General features: G+C 56.3%; 13 protein-coding genes, 1 tRNA gene and 1 pseudogene. 12 read left to right on the top strand and 3 right to left on the bottom strand.

The window, feature by feature from the left end; translation table 11 throughout:
• Positions 1-366: 366 nt before the first annotated feature.
• Together M3087_RS12545 and M3087_RS12550 are read right to left on the bottom strand one after the other, a co-directional pair.
• Positions 367-1059, bottom strand: a complete 693-nt coding sequence (locus tag M3087_RS12545) for an FKBP-type peptidyl-prolyl cis-trans isomerase (RefSeq protein WP_249096263.1) — start codon at positions 1057-1059, stop codon at positions 367-369.
• 10 nt (positions 1060-1069) lie between these two features.
• Positions 1070-2614, bottom strand: coding sequence for a glycine--tRNA ligase (locus tag M3087_RS12550; protein WP_022383832.1), 1545 nt, complete (start codon positions 2612-2614; stop codon positions 1070-1072).
• Positions 2615-3088: 474 nt separating this feature from the next.
• Here M3087_RS12550 and M3087_RS12555 point away from each other — a divergent pair, with 474 nt between their 5' ends.
• From M3087_RS12555 to M3087_RS12615, 12 genes and pseudogenes are all read left to right on the top strand, one after another.
• Positions 3089-3721: a TetR/AcrR family transcriptional regulator gene (locus tag M3087_RS12555; RefSeq protein WP_106483611.1), complete on the top strand. Its 633-nt coding sequence runs from the start codon at positions 3089-3091 to the stop codon at positions 3719-3721.
• Positions 3718-5010 carry a TolC family protein gene (locus M3087_RS12560; protein WP_249096264.1) on the top strand — a complete coding sequence of 431 codons (1293 nt, stop codon included), beginning with the start codon at positions 3718-3720 and terminating at the stop codon, positions 5008-5010. Before M3087_RS12555 ends, M3087_RS12560 begins: the two co-directional genes overlap by 4 nt.
• Positions 5007-5894, top strand: a complete 888-nt coding sequence (locus M3087_RS12565) for an HlyD family secretion protein (RefSeq protein WP_249096266.1) — start codon at positions 5007-5009, stop codon at positions 5892-5894. Before M3087_RS12560 ends, M3087_RS12565 begins: the two co-directional genes overlap by 4 nt.
• Positions 5891-7538 (top strand): annotated as a pseudogene (locus tag M3087_RS14430) (ATP-binding cassette domain-containing protein). Before M3087_RS12565 ends, M3087_RS14430 begins: the two are co-directional and overlap by 4 nt.
• A 44-nt stretch (positions 7539-7582) precedes the next feature.
• Positions 7583-8629, top strand: a complete 1047-nt coding sequence (locus M3087_RS12580) for an ABC transporter permease (RefSeq protein WP_249096271.1) — start codon at positions 7583-7585, stop codon at positions 8627-8629.
• Between the two features lie 7 nt (positions 8630-8636).
• A complete protein-coding gene (locus M3087_RS12585; protein ID WP_249096273.1) occupies positions 8637-9749 on the top strand; it encodes an ABC transporter permease in 1113 nt (370 codons plus the stop codon).
• A gap of 902 nt (positions 9750-10651) precedes the next feature.
• A complete protein-coding gene (locus tag M3087_RS12590) occupies positions 10652-11356 on the top strand; it encodes a hypothetical protein (RefSeq protein ID WP_249096275.1) in 705 nt (234 codons plus the stop codon).
• 203 nt (positions 11357-11559) lie between these two features.
• Positions 11560-14214 (top strand): DNA gyrase/topoisomerase IV subunit A, encoded by a 2655-nt coding sequence (locus M3087_RS12595; protein WP_106483618.1) that lies wholly within the window; start codon positions 11560-11562, stop codon positions 14212-14214.
• Between the two features lie 2 nt (positions 14215-14216).
• Positions 14217-15059 (top strand): DUF3316 domain-containing protein, encoded by an 843-nt coding sequence (locus M3087_RS12600; protein WP_022383539.1) that lies wholly within the window; start codon positions 14217-14219, stop codon positions 15057-15059.
• Positions 15060-15071: 12 nt separating this feature from the next.
• Positions 15072-16100, top strand: a complete 1029-nt coding sequence (locus M3087_RS12605; RefSeq protein WP_022383538.1) for a S41 family peptidase — start codon at positions 15072-15074, stop codon at positions 16098-16100.
• A 53-nt stretch (positions 16101-16153) separates the two neighbouring features.
• Positions 16154-16235 (top strand) — tRNA-Leu (locus M3087_RS12610).
• 167 nt (positions 16236-16402) lie between these two features.
• Positions 16403-19906 carry an SNF2-related protein gene (locus tag M3087_RS12615; protein WP_249096285.1) on the top strand — a complete coding sequence of 1168 codons (3504 nt, stop codon included), beginning with the start codon at positions 16403-16405 and terminating at the stop codon, positions 19904-19906.
• 149 nt (positions 19907-20055) lie between these two features.
• Here the strand turns inward: M3087_RS12615 and rpoC are convergent, their stop codons facing one another.
• Positions 20056-24339 carry a DNA-directed RNA polymerase subunit beta' gene (rpoC, locus tag M3087_RS12620; protein ID WP_022383536.1) on the bottom strand — a complete coding sequence of 1428 codons (4284 nt, stop codon included), beginning with the start codon at positions 24337-24339 and terminating at the stop codon, positions 20056-20058.
• Between the last annotated feature and the right edge of the window lie 79 nt (positions 24340-24418).

Below are 24418 nucleotides of genomic sequence, written 5' to 3' on the forward strand. Positions count from 1 at the left end.
TACCAATCATCAGCAGAGCTCTTGTACTACTTGTCTGTTTGTTGCATTCTTTTCAAGTATCTAACGCTTTGCAGCGGCTTTCCTTATCGAAAGCGGATGCAAAGGTAGAGCTTTTGGGTATTCCCTCCAAACATTCTACGCACTTTTTTTGAAGAAAATTTCCCCTAGTCTGATAATGTACTAGTATTCAATCAGGTTCTCCCAGACAGTTTGGGAGCATGATTACGTCCGTGTGACACGACAGCCTCCCTCAACCAGCAGCAAGGAGGGATTTCCTTACCTTATATAAAATGACGTCCCGGCTGTTCTGTTCCAACAACCGGGACGTCAAATGCGATCAGTACGCTATCTATATACTCAGAAAAGTCAATTCATCCACACCGGCTTTTCCTCGCCTGCACTCCAGATACCGCACAGGGCGATGTCAAACACAAGCACCGAGTGGGCAGGGATGTTATCGCGGTCGGTAGTGCCATAACCCAAGGCTGCGGGAATATAAACCAACCAACGGTCGCCCTTGTATTGCCAATCGGGCAGGCGACGGTCGCCTTCGTACATCTCCTGCAAGGCTGTGGTGAAACCGGTGACCAGTCCGCTTACGGCAAACGTGGAGGGAGTGGTAATCTCATAGTCCAAGTCGGAAGTAAACGTTCCGTCGAAACGCTCGCCATTGATAAGGGTACCCTTGTAGTGCACGTACACCGAGTCGGTATACAGCACGGAGCGGCAGTCAGACGCCCCCAAGGCCGCATCGGCAAGTTCCCGGGCGTCCTGCAATACCTTCACGTAGATATAGTCATCCACCTCATCTTCCGTCACGGGAACATTGACGCCCGTGGAGCCGGTGCCCGAAGTATAATCCTGCAAATAGGAGCGGAAGACCTTCCATTCCCCCGAAGCCTCATGGGCATGCGCCACATCGGCAATGGAGTCCAGAAAATGTTCGTTGCGCACTTTCCAGTCGGCGTACGGGTCAGCCTCCTTGGTCTCATCGCAGGATGTCAATGCTCCCAGACTCAACAACAGCAGCCCAATCAGCAGAAACAAACTTTTCTTCATAGATTCATCCTCAAATCAGTGTCTTCAACAGACTGGTTATACTTACCTTGTCGGCGATGATGCCGTTCAGTTCGGCAATGGGCACACGCTCCTGCTGCATCGTGTCGCGGTCACGCAGCGTCACGCAGTTGTCTTCCAGCGTCTGATGGTCGACGGTGATGCAATAGGGAGTACCGATGGCGTCCTGACGGCGGTAACGCTTGCCGATGGAGTCCTTCTCGTCGTACTGGCAGTTGAAGTGGAAGCGCAGGTCGCTGATGATTTCGCGCGCCTTCTCAGGCAGACCGTCTTTCTTCACCAGGGGGAGCACCGCCAACTTCACAGGTGCGAGTGCGGCAGGCAGTTTCAGCACGACGCGGGTCTCACCGTTCTCCAGGGCCTCTTCCTTGTAGGAAGCACACATCACACTCAGGAACATGCGGTCAACACCGATGGAAGTCTCGATGACGTACGGGGTATAGGACTCGTTCAGCTCGGGGTCGAAGTACTTGATGCTCTTGCCGCTGTACTTCTCATGCTGGGACAGGTCGAAGTTAGTACGCGAGTGGATACCCTCCACCTCCTTGAAGCCGAAGGGCATCTTGAACTCGATGTCCGTAGCGGCATTGGCGTAGTGGGCCAGCTTCTCGTGGTCGTGGTAACGGTAGTGGTCTTCGCCGAAGCCCAGTGCCTCGTGCCATTTCAGACGGGTCTCCTTCCACTTCTTGAACCACTCCAGCTCGGTGCCGGGGCGAACGAAGAACTGCATCTCCATCTGCTCGAACTCGCGCATGCGGAAGATGAACTGGCGTGCCACAATCTCGTTACGGAAGGCCTTGCCGATCTGGGCAATGCCGAAGGGCACTTTCATGCGACCGGTCTTCTGCACATTGAGGAAGTTCACGAAGATGCCCTGCGCCGTCTCGGGGCGGAGGTACACTTTCATGGCACCGTCAGCCGTCGAGCCCATTTCGGTGGCGAACATCAGGTTGAACTGACGCACCTCGGTCCAGTTCTTGGTACCGGAGATGGGGCAGACGATTTCCTCATCGAGGATAATCTGGCGCAGCTCGTTCAGGTCGTTGGCGTTCATCGCCTTCGAATAGCGTTCGTGCAAGGCGTCGCGCTTTGCCTGGTGTTCGAGCACGCGTGCGTTGGTGCTGCGGAACTGAGCCTCGTCAAAGGCGTCACCGAAACGCTTGGCTGCCTTTGCCACTTCCTTGTTTATCTTCTCGTCGTATTTGGCTATTTGGTCTTCAATCAGGACATCCGCCCGGTAGCGCTTCTTCGAGTCGCGGTTGTCTATCAACGGGTCGTTGAAGGCATCCACGTGGCCCGAGGCCTTCCAGATGGTGGGATGCATGAAGATGGCCGAGTCGATGCCCACAATGTTCTCGTGGAGCAGCACCATGCTCTGCCACCAATATTGCTTGATGTTGTTTTTCAACTCTACACCCATCTGGCCGTAGTCGTACACTGCGCCCAGACCGTCATAGATGTCGCTTGACGGAAATACGAAACCGTACTCCTTGCAGTGCGACACGATCTTCTTGAATACATCTTCTTGTTGTGCCATTGTATTTAAATCTTTTTCTTTGCCCGTATGCTCGGTGGGCAAGCTGGCCTCTGCATAAGGTCCGGACTTGCCGCCCCTTCGTATGGAAGGAAGTGCAAAGTAAATGATTTTTTTCGTATCCGTCCGTATCTCCTTGCCAGTCTTATTATTCTTTCACACTAGAATGGCAGTAAATAAGGGCTTTTCGTTACAATCTCACACGTCAGGACCGTACCGGATGACAACTGCGAAACGACTTCCGACTCCTGCTTGCACCGCTGCCCAAGGGGCGGCGGGATGCTATATATAATAAGGTATAGGAAGACGGACTTCCCTCCACCGGCATGCCTCCCGGTCCGTCTGATATTAAAATTCCCTAAAAAGGGCAATGCCGACTGATTTTCAGGCGGACGTCCTTTTGCCGGTTGGAGAAAAGCGATACATTTGCATTAACAATATTGTTAGTCACTTCAGTTAAACCAATCTGACAGCACCATGCAGACAACAGACAGACACACGGAAGACACTGAGACCAAAATCCTTAAGGCTGCCGAGAGGGAGTTCCTTGAAAAGGGCTACGGCGGAGCGAGGACCACATCCATCGCCGAGGCCGCCGGCGTCACGCACGCCATGCTTCACTACTATTTCCGTACGAAGGACAAGCTTTTCGAACGGATAGTCACCGAGAAGATGGGACTGCTGAGCGAAATCATGCTGAGCGCCATCGAGGAGAGCGACCTGCCCCTGCCTGACAAGATACGACAGGGGGTGGAGCGGCACTTCGACTTCCTCACGGCAAACCCGGACCTGCCGCGCTTCATCGTGAACGAAATCTACAGCCGTCCGGAACGTATCAAACTGATGACGGGGGAGCTACAGCCGACTGCCACCCGGGTGCTGCACAACTTGCAGACGGAAATCGACCGTTGTGCGGCACAGGGGCTTTGCCGACGGGTGGACGCACGGATGCTGCTCGTCGACATTGTGTCCCTCAATGTATTCCTGTTCATCGCCACCCCGATCCTGCAGGGGGCGCTGGGAGGTCTCTTCGGGAGCAGGGAGGAATTTTTCCGGATGCGCAGGGAGGAGAATGTACGGACCATACTGACTAAACTGGGAATCGAATGAATACGCTCAGACATTACTGGCTCCTGGCACTGATGTGCTGCACCGCCGTACACCTCGCGGCGCAGGAGCTGACCCTGGAGGAATGTGTCGGACGGGCGCAGGCGAACTACCCGCTCATCCGCAAGTACGACATCCTGGAACGGACGACCGCGGTCAACCTCTCGGACATCCGCAAGGGCTGGCTGCCGCAGCTGTCGGTCTACGGACAGGGCACCGTGCAGAACGAGACGCCTTCCTTCCCGGACGTGCTCGCAGGGATGCTCCGACAGAACGGGATGAACCTGGAGGGACTGGACAACTGGCAGTACAAGGTCGGCGCGGACCTCAGCCAGACCGTGTGGGACGGCGGGGCGTCCCGGTCCCAACGGAACGTCGAACGGGCACGCGAGGCGGAGCGGCGGACGTCGGTGGACGTGCAGCTCCATGCCGTCCGGCAACGGGTGGAGGACCTCTTCTTCGGCATCCTGCTCGTGGAGGAACAGGTGCGTCAGACGGAAGCCACCCTGTCGCTGCTCCGGAGCAACCTGGAGCGGCTGAGGGTGATGCACCGCAACGGCACCGCCATGCAGTGTGACGTCGACAGGATGGAAGCGCAATGCCTCGTCTCCCGGCAACAGCTGACGCAGGCGGAGGGCACGGCGGCAACCTTCCGCAGACTGCTCGGACTCTTCGTCGGGGAGCCGCTGGAGGGACGGACGCTGGCGCTCCCGGAGGCGGAGCTCCCCACGGACCTGACGCCGGCACGCCCCGAGCTGAAACTGTTCGACGCACGGTTGCTCACCAACGAGGCGCGGCAGGCGGACGTCACGGCGGGCGTCATGCCCCGTGTCGGACTGTTCGCCCAGGCGTACTACGGCTATCCGGGATTCAACTACTTCGAGAGCATGATGCAGCACGACCTCTCGCTCAACCTGCTGGCAGGCGTAAGAGTCTCCTGGAACATCGGGGCGCTCTACACGAAGCGAAACGCCCGGCAACGGCTACGCCTCTCGTCCGCCGACATCGCTGCCGAGCGGGATGCCTTCCTCTTCAACAACCGGCTGGAGGTGCGGGAACAGCTCGACCGCATCGACGAACTGAAGAAGGTCATGGAGGACGACAGCCGCATCGTCGAACTGCGCACCAACGTGCGGCGGGCTGCCGAGTCACAGCTGACGAACGGGGTCATCGACACCACCGACCTGCTGGGCAAGCTGACCGACGAGAACCGGGCACGGCTCGACGCGTCCTACCACCGCATCCAGCTGCTGCAACACATTTACCAACTTAAACACACCGTGAACCAATGAAACAGACTGCCTTTCTCCTTGCTGTCGCCTGCCTGGCGGGTGCCTGCGGGAACGACCGGGACTATGATGCCACGGGCATCTTCGAAGCCAACACCGTGACCGTCTCCGCTGAGACGGCAGGGAAGATTCTCCGCCTCAACCTCGACGAGGGCGACAGCCTCACCATGGGACAGTCCGTCGGCATCGTCGACACCACTCAGCTCGCCCTCCGGCGGAAACAGCTGCAAAGCCGGCAACGGGCCGCCGAACAGACCTCGCCCGACATCGCCGCACAGGCGGCAGCCCTGCGTGCACAGATTGCACACCAGCAGGAGGAGTGCGCCCGCATCGGACGGTTGCTGGCGGACGGAGCGGCGACCGGGAAACAGGCGGACGATGCACGCGCCCGGCTGAACGTCCTGCGCGGACAGCTCGATGCCCTCCTCTCCACCCTCGGCAAGAACCGCAGCTCCATCAGCGAGAATGCGTCCGCCTTGCAGTATGAACGGGAGGAGGTCGAGGAACAGCTGCGGAAGAGCCGCATCACCGCGCCGCTCACGGGGACAGTCCTGCTCAAGTATGCCGAAGCGGGGGAATATGCCACGCCGGGGCGTCCGCTGTTCAAGATGGCGGACCTCGACAACGTCTACTTCCGCTGCTACTTCACCGCCGCCCAGCTCGCCCACCTCAGGTTGGGACAGGAGGTGACCGTCATCGCGGACTTCGGCGGAGACGAACAGTACGAATACCCGGGGCGCGTCACCTGGATTGCGCAGGAGAGCGAGTTCACGCCCAAGGCCATCCAGACCCGCGACTCTCGGGCGAACCTGGTGTATGCCGTCAAGGTAGCCGTGAAGAACGACGGACGGCTGAAGCTCGGACAATACGGGGAAGTGCGCCTATGAACAGCCTCATCGACATCCGCGGACTCACCAAGGACTACGGACGGACCACCGCCCTCCGCGAGGTGACCTTCTCCGTCCCCGAGGGGAGCATCTTCGGGCTCATCGGACCCGACGGAGCCGGGAAGACCACCCTCTACCGCATCCTTGCCACCCTGCTCACCCCCGACCGGGGCACGGCGACCGTCGCCGGACTGGACGTGGTCCGTGAGTTCAGACAGCTGCGCACGCTCATCGGCTACATGCCCGAACGCTTCTCCCTCTACCCCGACCTGACCGTCGACGAGAACCTGCACTTCTTCGCCTCGCTCTTCGGCGTGAAGTTCAGGGACCACTTCGACCTCATCGCCCCGATATTCAGCCAGCTCGCCCGCTTCCCCGACCGCAGGGCAGGAGCCTTGTCCGGCGGCATGAAGCAGAAGCTGGCACTGAGCTGCGCCCTCATCCACCGTCCGCGCATCCTGCTGCTCGACGAGCCTACCACCGGGGTGGATGCCGTGTCGCGCAGCGAGTTCTGGGGGATGCTCGCCACCCTGAGGGAGAAGGGCATCACCATCCTCGTCTCGACCTCCTACATGGACGAGGCAGCGCGTTGCGACCGGATTGCCCTGCTCCACCGGGGACGCATCCTCGGCATCGACCCGCCCACGCGCCTCACCGCCCGGCTCGGGGACCCGCTCTACGCCGCTTCCGCCGGAGAGATGTACCCGCTCCTGCTTGCCCTGCGCGGCATGCCGGGCGTGAAGGACTGCTACACCTTCGGGGCGACACTCCACGTGGTCGCCGACGAAGGGTTCGACCCGGACGGGACGGAGACCGCCCTCCGCCGGCAGGGACTGGCGGACGTCTGCATCCGTCCGGTGGAAGCCACCATCGAAGACCTGTTCATCAAACTTGCACAACATGAAGACTAGCGAAAACGTCATCTCCGTCCGCCACCTCACGAAGCGGTTTGGCGACTTCACCGCCGTCGACGACCTCAGCCTCGACGTCCGGAAGGGAGAAATCTTCGGCTTCCTGGGTGCCAACGGAGCCGGCAAGACCACCGCCATGCGCATGCTCTGCGGACTCAGCCGACCCACGTCGGGCAGCGGCACGGTCGCCGGGTTCGACATCGTCCGCCAACCGGAGGACATCAAGCGGCACATCGGCTACATGAGCCAGAAGTTCTCACTCTACGGGCAGCTCACCGTCCGCGAGAACCTCACCCTCTTCGCCACCATCTACGGCATGCCGGCATCCGACATCCGCCGGAAAGCCGACGAAGCCTGCCGCACCCTGGGCATGGACGGCGTCCGCGACCGCCCCGTCAGGGACCTGCCCCTCGGCTGGAAGCAGCGGCTCGCCTTCACCGCCGCCACCCTGCACACCCCGGACATCGTCTTCCTCGACGAGCCGACGGGCGGAGTCGACCCTGCCACCCGCCGGAAGTTCTGGGAGATGATTTACCGGGCTTCGTCCGAGGGCATGACCCTCTTCGTGACGACCCACTACCTCGACGAGGCGGAGTACTGCCACCGCGTGTCTATCATGGTCGACGGACGCATCCGTGCGCTCGACAGCCCTGCCGGGCTCAAGCAGCAGTTCCGCGCCGCGACCATGGACGAGGTGTTCCGCATTGTGGCACAAGATGCCCGTCGCACGTAAGCCCGTCCCCGTTCACCGATTGCCAACAACCAAACAGCCAAGCCATGTCCATCTTCCGCTCACTCATCCGGAAAGAGGTGCTCCACCTCCTGCGCGACCCGCGCACGGTCGCCGTCGTGCTCGTCATGCCCGTCGTCCTGCTGCTGCTCTTCGGCTTCGCCATCTCGACCGAAGTCAACGGCGTCCGGCTCCTCGCCGTCGTCGGGCAGCACACCGACGAGACCCACCGCCTGCTCGAACGCTTCCGCTCCAACCCCTACTTCACGCTCGAAGGCATCGTCGCCCCACACGAGGCGGACGACCTCCTGCGACAGGGGAAGGCGGACGCCGTCCTCGTCCTCCGCACCGACGACGGACAGCTCACCCATCAGGTCATCACCGACGCCTCGAACACCAACCTGGCGCAGACCGCCACCGCCTACATCGAGAGCGTCGTATCCGGCACGTCCCCCTCGCCCGTCGTCCTCCACACGCTCTACAATCCGCAGCTCAAGAGCGCCTACCAGTTCGTGCCCGGCATCATGGGGATGATATTCATCCTCATCTGCTCCATGATGACCTCCGTGTCCATCGTCAGCGAGCGGGAGTCGGGCACCATGGACCTGCTGCTCGTGTCGCCCGTCCGTCCGCGGACCATCATCCTGGGCAAGCTCGTCCCCTACTTCCTGCTCTCGTGCCTGCTCCTCGGACTGATGCTCACCCTGAGCTACACCGTCCTCGGTCTTCCGTTCTCACCGAGCGCACTGCACGTCGTCTGGCTGAGCCTCCTCTACATCATCCTCGCCCTCGGACTGGGAATGCTCGTTTCCACGCTCGTCTCGACCCAGGTGGCGGCACTCCTCGTGTCGGGCATGCTGTTCATGGTGCCTGTCATCATGCTCTCGGGCATGATTTTCCCCGTCGAGAACATGCCGGTGGCGCTGCAGGGCGTGTCCTGCCTCATCCCGGCACGCTGGTACATCTCCGCCCTGCGCGTGCTGATGATCCAGCAGCTGCCCGTCCGCCACATACTGCCCCAGACCGCCGTCCTCGCCCTCATGACGCTCGTCGTCCTGACGCTGGCTGCCAAGAAGTTCAACCTACGAAAATGACCCACCCATGCAGACCCGAATCCTACGCATCCTCCTCAAGAAGGAACTCACACTGATGCTGCGCAACCCGCTCATCCCCCGCCTCATCGTGGCCATGCCGCTGCTCGTCATGCTCGTCATCCCCCTGGTGGCGGACCTCGACGTGAAGGACGTCGGCGTGGCAGTGGTCGACCGTGACCACAGCCTCCTGTCACGCCGCCTGGTGGCGGACATGGACGCCTCGGCATCCCTCACCGTGACGGCAGTCTGCGACACCTACGACGAGGCACTCCGCCACATCGAGCGGGGCGACGCGGACGTCGTGCTGACCATTCCCTCCGGCTACTTCCGCGACCTCAGCGGGGGCAAGTCGCCCCACCTCGACCTGAGCGCCAACGGGGTCAATGCCACCAAGGGCATCCTCGGCGCCCAGTACGCATCCCGTTCGCTCCTGCAGACGCTCGCACGGTGGTCGGCTGAAGAAGGGACGGATCTCCCCGAAGCTGCGGCCGCCAGCATCCTCAACCGCTACAACCCGACGCTCAACTTCCGCAACTACATGATACCTGCTCTCATGGTGGTGCTGCTCATCCTCATCTGCGGCTTCCTGCCCGCGCTGAACCTCGTGAGCGAGAAGGAGAGCGGGACCATCGAGGCGATGAACGTCACTCCCGTGGGGCGGTTCACCTTCGTCCTCTCCAAGCTCATCCCGTTCTGGGCGGTCGGCCTGCTCGTCGTCACGGTCGGGATGCTCGTCGGCTGGCTGGTCTACGGACTCGTCCCTGCGGGGCACATCGCGTACATCTACCTTGCCGCCATCCTGTTCACCCTCGTCATGTCGGGGTTGGGCGTGAGCATCGCCAACCGTTCATCGACCCTTCTGCAAAGCATCTTCGTCATGTTCGCCTTCATCGTCATCTTCCAGCTGATGGGCGGCCTGTTCACCCCCATCGCCTCCATGCCCCGTTGGGCACAGGTCCTCACCTACGCCATTCCCCCACGCTACTTCATCGAAATCATGCGTGCGGTCTACCTGAAGGGCGCCGGCATCGCCGACCTGTGGCAGCAGTACGCCGCCCTCGCCGCCTTCGCTCTCCTGTTCTGCCTCGTCGCCGCGAAAACATACCGGAAGAGAGAATGAAGCAATTGACAATTGACAATGGATAATTGACAATTGCCTTTCGGCGTGAGGATGTTTCCACCCGACGATGAATGTAGGGGCGACATAACACAATTGACAATTGACAATGGACAATTGACAATTACCTTGCGGCGTGGGGGATGTGACTGCAAGGCGATAATTGTCCATTGTCAATTATCAATTGTTAATTGAATATGTTGGACCGGGCGACCAGACCGGTCGCCCCTACACCGTGGGTATTTCCCGACTATCACAATGACACCGTTTTCCCCGTTTTAACATCACATTTTCCTGATTTGCCGTTTTCAGCTAACGCACATTTTCTCAATTTCGTCCCAATTAGAAAATCGCACGTTAATTATTTTAAGATACGTCCGTTAGAACGCATCAAAATAAACCGTTATTCACATAATTATACCGTTCCTAACACAGAAAAAGCGTCCGCCGCCCCCCTTTTTACGGTCGAAAGCACCTGTGATTGGCTTCGTACGGACGCGTCCGCACCACCGTACCGACGTGTCCGCACGCTCGTAGTCGTTCGTCCGTACGAAAACAGCCACCTGTCCCCATTTTTTAGCGACCGAAGGGGCACGATTTCCGATGTGTGAAATTGCGCCATTCCGTGTGAAAAGGCCGACGTAAGGGAACAGGGAAGGAGAAGAATACCACAAAAGGGAAGGAAACGGACGGAAATGCCGTCAATGTGTATTTCATGAATCGCGCGAGAAGCCCCTTCCCGGTCACCAACTCGTATTTTGCCGCAACGAAGGGGCTTCTCAGGCGGTTCGTTTGACGTTTTGACAGAATGACAATCAGAGGTGATTGGATTAAAAAATCTTATCGGCCGGGATCACCCTTGCACAATCACTTGCCGCCACTTATTTTTACGCCCAAAAAAGAATATGAAACGTTGTGTGCTTCAGGCTCTCACGCAGAGCCATTCTCGCCCCCTCCTCGCCCTCGCAGCGTTGGGGCTCCCCCTCCTCCCCGTCCGTGCCACCACCGGGAACGAAGATGACACGCCACACCACCGCATCGACCTGGCAGGCAACATCCTGACAGCAGACCTCTGGCAGGTCGGAGTGGGTTATCACTGGATGGCGCTGCCCTGTGTCGGTGTCGGCGGTGCCGTCGGTTTCTGGGGAGCGTTGGACATGGAAGGTACCCCAAGCGGCAAAGGGTGGGCAGTCACCGACGACCCAAAGTCCTCCACCAACCTCTACCTCCGTCCGTCGGTCTTCCTCGTGTCCCCACCCCTCCTGCGGACACGCTTCACGGACTTCCATCTCACCGGAGAAGCCGGACTGCTGCTGAACATCCCCTACGAACGGGTAGACATCACACGCTACGACAGGGTACCGGGCATCCCGACCGACTATGACCACATCAACAGCCACAAGGGGCGCATCCATGCCTTCGAACTGCGCGTGGGCGTCTCCTCCGGCATCGATGACGGACTGACCCTCTCCGTCGGCTACCAGCTCTCCACCCTCGACCCCTACGCCATGCGGCGGGACCTCTCCTACGAAGGGGTGCGGTTCGACACGTTCTACCCCAAGGCGCGCGTCCAGCACGGTGCCTACCTCTCGCTCTCGATTTACCTGTGAGCCGTCCCGATGCGGGGACCGCTTCTTTCTCCAGCGGAAGAGGCGTCCCGTCACCCCGTCTGCCGCTTTCTTCCCGACATGCCCTGCCCCCGTCCGGATGCTAATATTCCTTCATTTTCCCGAAAAGACGGACGAAAAAGCAAGGGATTCCGCGACAAATTGACTATTTTTGCGCAATATACATGAACAGTGGAACAACAGCTATGAGCGATAACATCCAAGACACAGAGACACCAACCAACGAACATTCGGACTATCGGCCTGCCGACACACGCGATGACAACGTGCGCCACCAACTGAGCGGCATGTACCAGAACTGGTTTCTGGACTATGCCTCCTACGTGATCCTGGAACGTGCCGTGCCGCACGTGAACGACGGACTGAAGCCCGTGCAGCGCCGTATCCTCCACTCCATGAAGCGGCTCGACGACGGACGCTACAACAAGGTGGCAAACATCGTGGGACATACGATGCAGTTCCACCCGCACGGCGACGCCTCCATCGGCGACGCCCTGGTGCAGCTGGGTCAGAAGGAGCTCCTTATCGACCATCAGGGAAACTGGGGAAACATCCTCACGGGCGACGATGCAGCGGCTCCGCGTTACATCGAGGCACGCCTGTCGAAGTTCGCCCTCGACGTGGTGTTCAACCCGAAGACGACGGAATGGAAGCTGTCCTACGACGGACGCAACCGCGAGCCCATCACGCTCCCGGTGAAGTTTCCGTTGCTGCTGGCGCAGGGTGTGGAAGGTATCGCCGTGGGACTCTCGTCGAAGATACTGCCCCACAACTTCAATGAGCTGTGCGACGCCGCCATAGCCTACCTGCACGGCCAGCCGTTCCACCTCTATCCGGACTTCCAGACGGGCGGTTCCATCGACGTGTCGCGGTACAACGACGGCGAACGGGGCGGCAGCGTGAAAGTCCGTGCGAAAATCAACAAGCTGGACAACAAGACGCTCGTCATCACGGAGATTCCCTATGGCAAGACCACTTCGACCCTGATAGACTCCATCCTCAAGGCGGTGGAGAAGGGCAAAATCAAGATACGGAAGGTGGAGGACAACACGGCGGCACATGCCGAGATACTCGTCCACCTGGCACCGGGCGTGTCGTCGGACAAGACGCTCGACGCGCTCTATGCCTGCACAGACTGCGAGGTGAACATCTCGCCCAACTGCTGCGTCATCGACGACAAGAAGCCCCACTTCCTCAGTGTGAGCGACGTGCTGCGCAAGTCGGTGGACAATACCCTCAACCTGCTGCGGCGCGAACTGGAGATACGCAAGGGAGAGCTGCAGGAGAGCCTGCACTTCGCCTCCCTCGAGAAGATATTCATTGAGGAGCGCATCTACAAGGACCGTCCGTTCGAACAGGCGGAGGACATGGATGCCGCCTGCGCACACATCGACAAGCGTCTGACCCCCTTCTACCCGCAGTTCATCCGTGAAGTGACGAAGGACGACATCCTCCGCCTGATGGAAATAAAGATGGGACGCATCCTCAAGTTCAACAGCGACAAGGCGGACGAGGCCATCGCACGCATGAACGAGGAGATAGCCGAAATCGACAAGGAGCTGGGCAACATGGTCGAGGTCACCTCGCGCTGGTTCCGGATGCTCAAGCAGAAGTACGGCAAGGACCATCCCCGCCTCACCGAAATACGCAGCTTCGACACCATCGAGGCTACCAAGGTGGTGGAGGCGAACGAGAAGCTGTACATCAACCGCGACGAGGGCTTCATAGGCACGAGTCTGAAGAAGGATGAGTTCGTGGCGAACTGCTCGGACATCGACGACGTCATCCTCTTCTACAGCACGGGCAAGTACAAGATTGTCCGCGTCCCCGACAAGATGTTCGTGGGGACGGACCTCATACACATCGATATCTTCAAGAAGAACGACAAGCGCACCATCTACAACGTGGTCTACCGGGACGGCGCCCAAGGCGACTACATGATCAAGCGCTTCTTCATCACCGGCATCATACGCGACCGCGAATATGACTGCACCTACGGCAAGCCGGACTCGAAAGTGGTCTACTTCACGGTCAACCCGAACGGGGAGGCAGAGGTCATCAAGGTCACGCTGAAGCCTGTCCCCCGCCTGCGACGCATCACCTTCGAACGCGACTTCGCCGAGGTCCCCATCCGTGCGCGTGGTGCCCGCGGCAATCTGCTGACGCGGAACGAGATTCACAAGATTGCGCTGAAGCAGCGTGGCGGTTCGACGTTGGGCGGACGGAAGGTGTGGTTCGACACCGACGTGCAACGCCTGAACTACGACGGACGCGGCAAGTACCTGGGAGAGTTCCAGAACGACGACCAGATTCTCGTGGTACTCAAGAACGGCGACTTCTACACGACGGACTTCGACGAGAACAACCACTTCGAGCGTAACCTGAGCTTCCTCGAGAAGTTCGACCCGACGAAGGTGTGGACGCTCGCCCTCTTCGACCACTCCCAGAAGGGGCACCTTTACCTGAAACGCTTCGTCTTCGAGAGCACGGCACGTCACCTGAACTACATGGGCGACAACAAGCGCAACGAACAGGTACTCCTCACCGACGAGTGTTATCCGCACCTGCAGGTGGTCTTCGGGGGCGAAGACAGCTTCCGCGAACCGCTCGACATCGAGGCGGAAGAGTTCGTCGCCCAGAAAGGCTTCCGTGCAAAAGGCAAGCGGGTGACCTCCTACCAGGTCGCCGCCGTCAACGAGCTGGAGCCGACACGCAAGCCCGAGCCCAAGCCTGAACCGGAAAAGAAGGAAGAGCCCGAGCCTGTGAACGAGGACCCCGACGCACACAAGAGTGACAGCGACATCATCGACGAAATCACCGGTCAAATGAAACTGTTCTAGCCATGAGACGTAGTATCCTGCTCCTCGCCATCCTCTTCACCTGGGCGGTCTCCGCGCTGAGTCAAGAGAACGACAGCCTCCCCATCAACCACTTCGTGACACGCTCCACGCTGGTGGGCGTCGGCTACACACAGATACTGGACACCTACCTGTCCCCCGCCGAATATGCGGGCATCGAAGGACGCTTCCTGCACGAACGCATGCGCATGACCAAGCTGTTCGGCGGACGTGTCTCCACCCAAAGCATGGTGCAGAGCAACCTCGCCTACACCGAGAACCGGTCCGGCTCCGGCAGCGAGTTCGCCGGGATGGTGAACTGGACCTACGGACTGCACTACCACTTCCCGATAAACGGGAACCTGCGTATCCTCGTGGGCGGACTGGGCGACGGGAACCTGGGCTTCATCTACAACACGCGCAACTCCAACAACCCGGCACAGGCCAAGGCATACATCAACCTCACTGCCTCGGCGATGGCGTTCTACAAGTTCCGCATCGGACGACGGCCCTTCTCCGTACGTTACCAGGTGAACGTCCCCTTCGTGGGAGCGATGTTCTCCCCGGGTTACCAACAGTCGTACTACGAAATCTTCACCCTGGGCAACCACGACAAGGTGGTACGGTTCACCTCCCTGCATAACCAGCCGTCGATGCGTCAGCTGCTCACCCTCGACATCCCGGTTGGAGGGACGACCCTCCGCGTGGGCTATCTGGGCGACTACCAGCAGTCGAAGGTGAACAACATCCGCTGCCACACATACTCCCACGCCTTCATGGTGGGCTTCGTGAAGAACTTCTACCTCATCAAACACAAAGACCCGTTGCGCAAGCAACTGCCGTTCTAATCCTCCTGCAACATGAAACATTCACATGGACTTTTTCATACCTTATTCTATCTGCTGACTCTCGGATTGTTCTCGTGCATCGACGCCGAAACGTACAGCGACAGCCCACGGGGCAACTTCGAGGCATTGTGGCACACCATCGACGAGCAGTACTGCTTCCTGGACTACAAGGCACAGGAGTACGGGCTTGACTGGGACGAAGTGCACGAACGTTACAGCCGCGACATCGTCGACAACATGACGGACAAGGACCTGTTCAATGTGTTCGACCGGATGCTTGCCGAACTGCGCGACGGACACGTCAATCTCTACACGGGCTTCGATGTGGCACGTTACTGGGACTGGTACGAGGACTACCCGAAGAACTTCAGCGACAGCATTCAGCGCATCTACCTCGGCAAGGACTACCACATCGCCTCGGGACTGAAGTACAAGGTGCTCGACGACAACATCGGCTACATCTACTACGAGAGCTTCAGCGATGCCGTGGGCAACGGCAACCTGAGCGACATGTTGCAGGAGCTCGCCATCTGCAAAGGGCTCATCATCGACGTACGCAACAACTCCGGCGGCCAGCTGACCAACGCCGACCGCATTGCCGCCCGCTTTACCAACAAGAAGGTATTGACCGGCTACATCTGCCACAAGACCGGTCCGGGGCACAGCGACTTCTCCGAACCTTATCCGGTCTACCTGGAGCCATCGGGCAGCGTGCGCTGGCAAAAGCCCGTCTGTGTGCTGACAAACAGAAGCTCCTACAGCGCCACCAACGACTTTGTCAACACCATGAAGCAACTGGAGAACATCACCATCGTGGGCGACCGCACGGGAGGCGGCTCTGGTCTCCCCTTCTCCTCGGAACTTCCCAACGGGTGGTCCATCCGTTTCTCCGCCAGCCCCATGTACGACCCGCAGATGAACCACCTGGAGTTCGGCATCGATCCGGATGTGCAGGTGGACATGAGTGCCGATGACATGCGGCGCGGCAAAGACACGATAATCGAGACCGCACGCCGCATTTTGAATGAAAAGGCTTTGTGATAAAGAAAAATCCGTTTATCTTTGCACCGCTAAATAAGGTAATATGCCTTCCTGCGCTTGTGGCGTAATTGGTAGCCGCGCCAGACTTAGGATCTGGTGTCTTACGACGTGTAGGTTCGAGTCCTATCAAGCGCACTTCATAAAAACGCCGAGTAGATATTCATTAACTACTTGGCGTTTTTTATTGGCAGGAGCTTTACCTTTTTAACACAATCGATGGAATGACCTACTACCTAACCATCAATAACAGGCTGAGAGACGAAGAATATTGATAAAAACCATAAGACCTAAAATAAGAACCCATGGCACGAAATTTTGGAAAAACCTGGTGGGGAGAACAGTGGCTGGGTGCATTGACGCACATCGACTACGCCAACCGTATTCCACGCGGGGCTTCGTATGCACGCAAAGGAGCTGTAACAAAGCTTGCAATCAATAAAAATAAAGGAGAAATCAAAGCGACTGTCCAAGGAACACGCAAATACAAGGTCCTCCTATCCCTTCCTCCTTGTTCTCCTACGAAAGTGAAACAACTGATTAACAATATACTTTCCCAACCCATGATCCTTTCACGCCTGTTGAATCGTGAGCTGGACCCAGCATTGTTGCAGATAGCTCAATCGATTCATCTCAATCTGTTTCCCCGGACGTGGAATGACCTTAAAATGAGTTGTAGCTGTCCGGACTGGGCTGTGCCGTGCAAGCACATTGCTGCAGCCATCTATAAGGTGAGCCAGGAAATCGATAACAATCCTTTCCTGATCTTCGAATTGCATGGGGTCGATTTACTACAAGAGATACGAGACAGAGGCATTCGTCTGGATACGAAAGAGCTCCTGTCTCCCGTGGAATGGCACACATTGGTGCATCCGGATAAAGAGAGAGAAAGGACTTCAGTGCCCGAAAGATTCACGCCAGATATGTCCAACCTCCCTCCGATGGGGAAATTGCAATGCAAACTATTGCAACCGTCCCCTGCATTTTATGACGCTGGAGATTTCCTGTCCATTTACCAGAAGAGCACGGAACGGTGCAGCCGGTTAGCAGCAAAACTCCAGAGGTACGGAGTTCAGGCACTACCTCCCGAAGCTTACCAACAGGAAACGATATACCCATCCACAAAGTTACAAGTTCGTTTCAATGACCACGACCAGCCCTCCGCCCAGTTGTCAGACAATGCTATGGATGAGTCCCGAACCATATCTTTCTCTACACTGTTTGCCTCGCTGCTGAGCCTGAATCCTGATGACCTGGGTCGCTATCAACCCGAAGTGGAGCTACTCTATCAGGTAGCCCAGTGGGCACTTGGACTGTGGACTATGGGAGCCGTGGTTCCCCAAATAGTAAGCCTGCGGGAACAGAGCTATGTCGTCCGCTGGCTACCTACGCCACTGAACGAATATGTCTCCCGATGCTCGACCGAGCTTGACCGCGTACTGCCTGCAGGTCTAGTTGAGTATCAAGAAGGCGACCAAGCCCTGCCAGTGGAACATCCTGAACTGTGGCTGACATCGTTCTTCTTGAAACAAGTGCAGACATGGGCTGCTCCCACCACTTTGATTCATCCAGTCAGCAACCTGTTCTTCGGGACAGGACCTGTATCATTCTCACAAATCGGAGAGAAGAACATTCCTGGTGGTATAAAAGCATGGACAGATTGCCTTTTCATGGGGAATCAACGTTTCCGCCCGCTTCTCCAAGTCGATGAGACCTCACACGGATTTGCTTTGTCCATCCAGGTAACGGATACTTCCTCTCAACAGTCCTTGCCAATCCCGCTATCCGTTATACTGTCAGACAAACAGTACGAAACCAGCCGCTATGAGATTCTGAAAGATTTATCCGTCTTGACCAAGAAGATTCCCAAGCTTACGGCTTACATGAATGAAGGGGCGACAGAACCTGTATTTCTCTCCATGCAGGATATCGTTCCTTTCCTTTTTGAAACAGTCCCCTTCATACAGCTCTTACAGGCTAAAGTCCTCCTTCCCCAATCCATGAAGCATCTGATACGGCCCAAAGTGTCGGTGCAGTTGTCAAAACGCGCTACGGACAGCCGAGCATTTATCCGATTGGATGACCTGCTGACTTTCCACTGGCAGATAGCCTTGGGTGATGATTGCCTGCCGCCTTCAGAGTTTGAGAAGTTGTTAGGCAATGCTTCAGGCCTTATCCGCTATAAGAAGCAATACATCTATGTCGATGCCAATGATTTGGCACGTATCCGGAAGACAGTCAACGAAAGCAAACCGCTGTCCACCGCACAGATGCTACAGGTAGCTCTGTCGGGCGAGTATGATTCCGCACCCGTCTTACTGACCCCTGAAGTGAAACAGCTGATTCAAGGATTAAGGGAACAGCGCGAAATAGCCCTTCCGGACAATCTGCATGCAACACTTCGCCCTTACCAACAGCGAGGATACGAGTGGATGTACCGCAACCTCCAACTGGGCTTTGGCTCCATAATAGCTGATGACATGGGATTGGGGAAGACCTTGCAAGTAATCACATTGCTGTTGAAATTAAAGCAGGAAGGTGCACTTGTACAGAAAAAGGCCCTGGTAGTGGCTCCTACTGGATTGCTCACCAACTGGCAACAGGAAATCAAGCGTTTCGCTCCTTCATTGTCGGTCATGATGTATCACGGAGGAAAACGTTCTGTTGACACATTCACTACTGATATCCTATTGACATCCTATGGCGTGCTACGCTCGGATTCCGCCCTCATAAAGAAAGAGCGATGGGAAATCATGGTCATTGACGAAGCGCAAAACATCAAGAATCACACGGCAGCCCAAAGCAAGGCAGTACGCAGCATTCCTGCAACTACCTACATTGCCATGAGTGGCACACCCGTCGAGAATCGGTTATCGGAATTTTGGACACTGATGGACTTTGTAAATCATGGCTATCTGGGGACAGAGAAACAATTTAGTTCACAATATGCACAGCCCATCCAGTGCCATGGTGATCAGCAGGTCTGTGAACGATTCAAGAAAGTGACGGCTCCCTTCATCATGCGACGGTTGAAAACCGACAAATCCATCATCAGCGACTTGCCTGACAAGATAGAACATGATGAATATATCCTACTGACACCCGGCCAGGCAGCACTCTACCAACAGACCTTGGAAGAGGCCATGAAAGGCATAGAAGACATCAAGGAGGGAGAAGACACCCAGGCAATGTTCAAACGACAGGGATTAATCCTCCAAATGATTATGGCCCTGAAGCAGATTTGTAACCACCCCACTCAGTTCTTAAAAGATGACAACAGAAAGGCAGAACTTTCAGGCAAGACGATGTGGCTCCTCGATTGGGTACAGAGTATTGTGGAGAGTCATGAGAAGGTGCTCATCTTCACCCAATTCAAAGAAATGGGAAATCTGTTGTCGACTTTCATACAAGAGCGCTTGGGACAAGCCCCGATGTTCTATCACGGCGGTTGCACCATCAAACAACGCAACTCGATGGTGACTCGTTTCCAAAACGACCGCACCGAACAGGTATTCATCCTTTCACTCAAAGCAGCAGGGACTGGCCTAAATCTGACAGCTGCCACTCACGTCATCCATTATGATTTGTGGTGGAACCCGGCTGTAGAGGCACAAGCTACAGACCGTGCCTACCGCATTGGGCAACATAAGAATGTACAGGTGCATCGCTTGATAACCCGAAATACTTTTGAGGAAAAAATAAACCGGATGATTCAGGAGAAACGGCATCTCGCCGAATGGACTGTAACCTCCGGTGAGAACTGGATAGGCAAACTTTCCAACCAAGAACTACGTGAGCTCTTCGGATAATCCCCAATCGGTCATTAAGAACTTTGAGCGGTTCGATGGCCTATTCAGATTAAAAAAGGCTGCCCCGAACGAACGGGACAGCCTTTCTGTCTTCAAATATATTACTGTAAATCGTGAGTTTTCACAAACTCGGTATGCGGTGTGGGGAGTTACTCCACTTCGCTGTAGTCAAGCACATTCTTGCGGTTGGCAAGGATACGGTCGTATTCCTCTTTCGAGCCTACGATGATTTTGTCATACTCGCGCAAGCCCGTACCGGCAGGAATCAGGTGACCGCAGATAACGTTCTCCTTCATACCTTCCAGCTTATCCACCTTACCGTTAATGGCAGCTTCGTTGAGCACCTTGGTCGTCTCTTGGAAGGAAGCGGCTGACATGAAGCTCGAAGTCTGCAATGCGGCACGTGTGATACCTTGCAGAATCTGCGTCGAGGTAGCAGGCACGGCGTCGCGCACTTGCACGAGACGGAGGTCACGGCGCTTCAGCATACTGTTCTCATCGCGCAGCTTGCGTGCTGTGACAATCTGACCCGGAACGAGTGTCTCAGAGTCACCCGCATCGGTAACGACTTTCTTGCCCCAGATGCGGTCGTTCTCTTCCATGAATTCGAACTTGTCGACAATCTGTTGTTCCAGGAAGCGAGTATCACCCGGCTCGTTGATTTCCACCTTGCGCATCATCTGACGCACGATGATTTCGAAGTGCTTGTCGTTGATCTTCACACCTTGCAGACGGTATACATCCTGTACCTCATTGACGATGTACTCCTGTACTGCCGTGGGACCCTTGATGGCAAGGATGTCAGACGGCGTGATGGCACCATCGGACAAAGGCGTACCGGCACGCACATAGTCGTTCTCCTGAACAAGGATCTGCTTGGACAACGGCACGAGGTACTTGCGGACATCACCGACCTTCGAGGTCACGATGATTTCACGGTTACCACGTTTCACCTTGCCCATGGTCACCTCACCGTCAATTTCAGAAACCACGGCGGGGTTCGACGGGTTACGTGCTTCGAACAACTCGGTAACACGGGGAAGACCACCGGTGATATCGCCTGCCTTACCTACGGCACGCGGAATCTTCACAAGGATGTCACCCGGCTTCACGGTCTGGCCGTTCTCGACTACCACGTGACCGCCCACCGGCAAGTTATACGTACGGATGAGCGAACCTTCTTCAGACATGATACGTACGGAAGGCACCTTGGTCTTGTCTTTCGACTCGGTGATGATGATTTCACGCAGACCGGTAGCTTCGTCCGACTCCACCTTGTAAGTCACACCTTCGATAACCGATTCGAACTCAATCTTACCGGCAGCTTCGGTGATGATTACGGCGTTGAACGGATCCCACTTGGCAATCAGCTTGCCTTTCTCTACCACTTCGCCGTCGTTGGCATAAAGCTTCGAGCCGTAAGGCACGTTGTGGGTCGAGAGTACAATGTTGGTATTCGGGTCGATGAAGCGTACTTCAGCCAGACGGCCTACGACAATCTTCACCGGTTCACCAGTCTCTTCTACGGTATCCACCGTACGCAGCTCCTCAAACTCCAGACGGGCGTCATGTTTTGCCACGATGCTGGCATTGGCAGCCAAGTTACCGGCGATACCACCGGCGTGGAACGTACGCAGTGTCAACTGTGTACCCGGCTCACCGATGGACTGTGCAGCGATGACGCCGACAGCCTCTCCCTTGTGTACCATCCGGCTGGTGGCGAGGTTACGTCCGTAGCACTTCGCACACACACCCTTCTTGGACTCACAGGTCAATACCGAGCGAATTTCAACGCTCTCAATCGGGGAGTCTTCAATCTTCTGGGCAATCTCTTCGGTGATTTCTTCACCGGCTGCCACAATGAGTTCACCCGTAGTCGGGTGGATAATATCGTGAACGGAAACACGTCCGAGGATGCGTTCATACAGGGTAGCGATGACCTCATCGTTGTTCTTCAACGCGGTGCATACCAAGCCACGGAGTGTTCCACAGTCTTCTTCATTGATAATCACGTCGTGCGATACATCGACCAGACGACGAGTCAGGTATCCGGCATCGGCAGTCTTCAATGCAGTATCCGCCAAACCCTTACGGGCACCGTGGGTAGAGATGAAGTACTCCAACACGGACAAACCTTCCTTAAAGTTCGAAAGAATCGGGTTCTCGATGATCTGTGCACCTTCTGCACCGGCCTTCTGCGGCTTGGCCATCAAACCACGCATACCGGACAACTGACGAATCTGCTCTTTAGAACCACGGGCTCCGGAATCCAACATCATGAACACGGAGTTGAAACCCTGGTCGTCGGCAGAAATGGTCTTCATCAGGATGTTCGACAAGTCGTTGTTGACGTGTGTCCATGTATCGATGACCTGGTTGTAACGTTCGTTGTCGGTGATGAAACCCATGTTGTAGTTCATCATGATTTGCTCCACCTCCTCGTTTCCGCGTTTTACCAGTTCTTCCTTCTCCTTCGGGATGATGATATCGCCCAAGTTGAACGACAGACCTCCCTTGAATGCCATGTAGTAACCCAGGTTCTTGATACCATCCAGGAAGTCGGCTGCACGTGCCACACCGACGCGCTTGATTACGTCGCTGATGATGTCGCGCAAAGATTTCTTCGAAATGATGGTATTGATGAATCCGGCTTCAACAGGAACAATCTCATTGAAGATGACACGACCAACCGAAGTCTCACGCATCACTTTGACAATGTTGCCATTCTCGTCCAGGTCTTCTACGATGACTTTCACCGGAGCATGGATATCGACCTTGCCCTCGTTGTAAGCAATCAAGGCTTCTTCCGGACCATAGAAAATCAGGCCTTCGCCCTTGGCACCCTTACGCAGCTTGGTGATGTAGTACAGACCAAGCACCATATCCTGTGCAGGCACAGTAATAGGCGCACCGTTGGCAGGGTTGAGGATGTTGTGCGACTGGAGCATCAGCATCTGTGCTTCCAGGATAGCCTCGTTGCTCAGCGGCAAGTGGACCGCCATCTGGTCACCGTCGAAGTCGGCGTTGAACGCCGTACATGCCAACGGGTGCAGCTGGATAGCCTTGCCTTCAATCATCTTCGGCTGGAATGCCTGGATACCCAGACGGTGCAGTGTCGGCGCACGGTTGAGCAATACCGGGTGACCCTTCATCACATATTCCAGAATGTCCCAGATAATCGGTTCCTTGCGGTCGACAATCTTCTTGGCTGACTTCACGGTCTTCACGATACCGCGCTCGATGAGCTTACGGATGATGAACGGTTTGTAGAGTTCGGCAGCCATCAGCTTGGGAATACCGCACTCGCCCATCTTCAACTCCGGACCAACGACAATAACCGAACGTGCGGAGTAGTCGACACGCTTACCCAACAGGTTCTGACGGAAACGTCCCTGCTTACCCTTCAAGCTGTCGGAGAGTGATTTCAACGGACGGTTGGCATCCGTCTTCACCGCACTCGACTTACGGGAGTTGTCAAACAGAGAATCCACAGCCTCCTGGAGCATACGCTTCTCGTTACGCAGAATGACTTCAGGTGCCTTAATCTCAATCAGACGTTTCAGACGGTTGTTACGGATGATGACACGACGGTAGAGGTCGTTCAAGTCGGAAGTGGCGAAACGTCCGCCATCCAACGGAACCAAGGGGCGCAATTCAGGCGGGATGACCGGCACGATGCGGATAATCATCCACTCCGGCTTGTTGCGTCCACGCGATGCACGGAACGACTCAACCACCTGCAGACGTTTCAAGGCTTCCGTCTTGCGCTGTTGGGAAGAATCGCTGTTGGCACGGTCGCGCAACTCATAGGACAGTGCATCCAGGTCCAGCGAAGCCAGCAGGTCATAGATGGCTTCCGCACCCATTTTAGCAATGAACTTGTTGGGGTCAGTGTCTTCGAGCATCTGGTTCTCCCGGGGAAGGGTATCCAGAATGTCCAGATATTCCTCTTCAGAGAGGAGGTCATATTTGTTGATGCCGTCTTCAGCCTTCACACCCGGCTGAATGACAACGTAACGTTCGTAGTAGATAATGGAATCAAGCTTTTTGGTCGGCAATCCGAGCAGGTAGCCAATCTTGTTGGGCAATGAGCGGAAATACCAGATATGTGCCACCGGAACGACGAGCTGGATGTGTCCCATACGCTCACGACGTACTTTCTTCTCGGTCACTTCCACACCACAACGGTCGCAGACAATGCCCTTGTAACGGATACGCTTGTACTTTCCGCAATGGCATTCATAGTCTTTCACCGGACCGAAGATACGTTCGCAGAACAGACCGTCGCGTTCCGGTTTGTAAGTACGGTAGTTAATGGTTTCAGGTTTCAGCACCTCGCCGCTCGAATTCTCAAGGATTTCTTCGGGAGAAGCCAAACCGATGGAGATTTTAGTAAAGTTACTCTTTATCTTTGTTTCTTTTCTGAAAGCCATACTTGTTTGATTATAATGTAAAGAGTTTAAAGAGTTGTATATTGGTAGAAGATTGGGATTCGGAAGGATCCCGTCACTT

Source organism: Mediterranea sp. ET5 (assembly GCF_023337025.1).
GTDB lineage: Bacteria > Bacteroidota > Bacteroidia > Bacteroidales > Bacteroidaceae > Phocaeicola_A.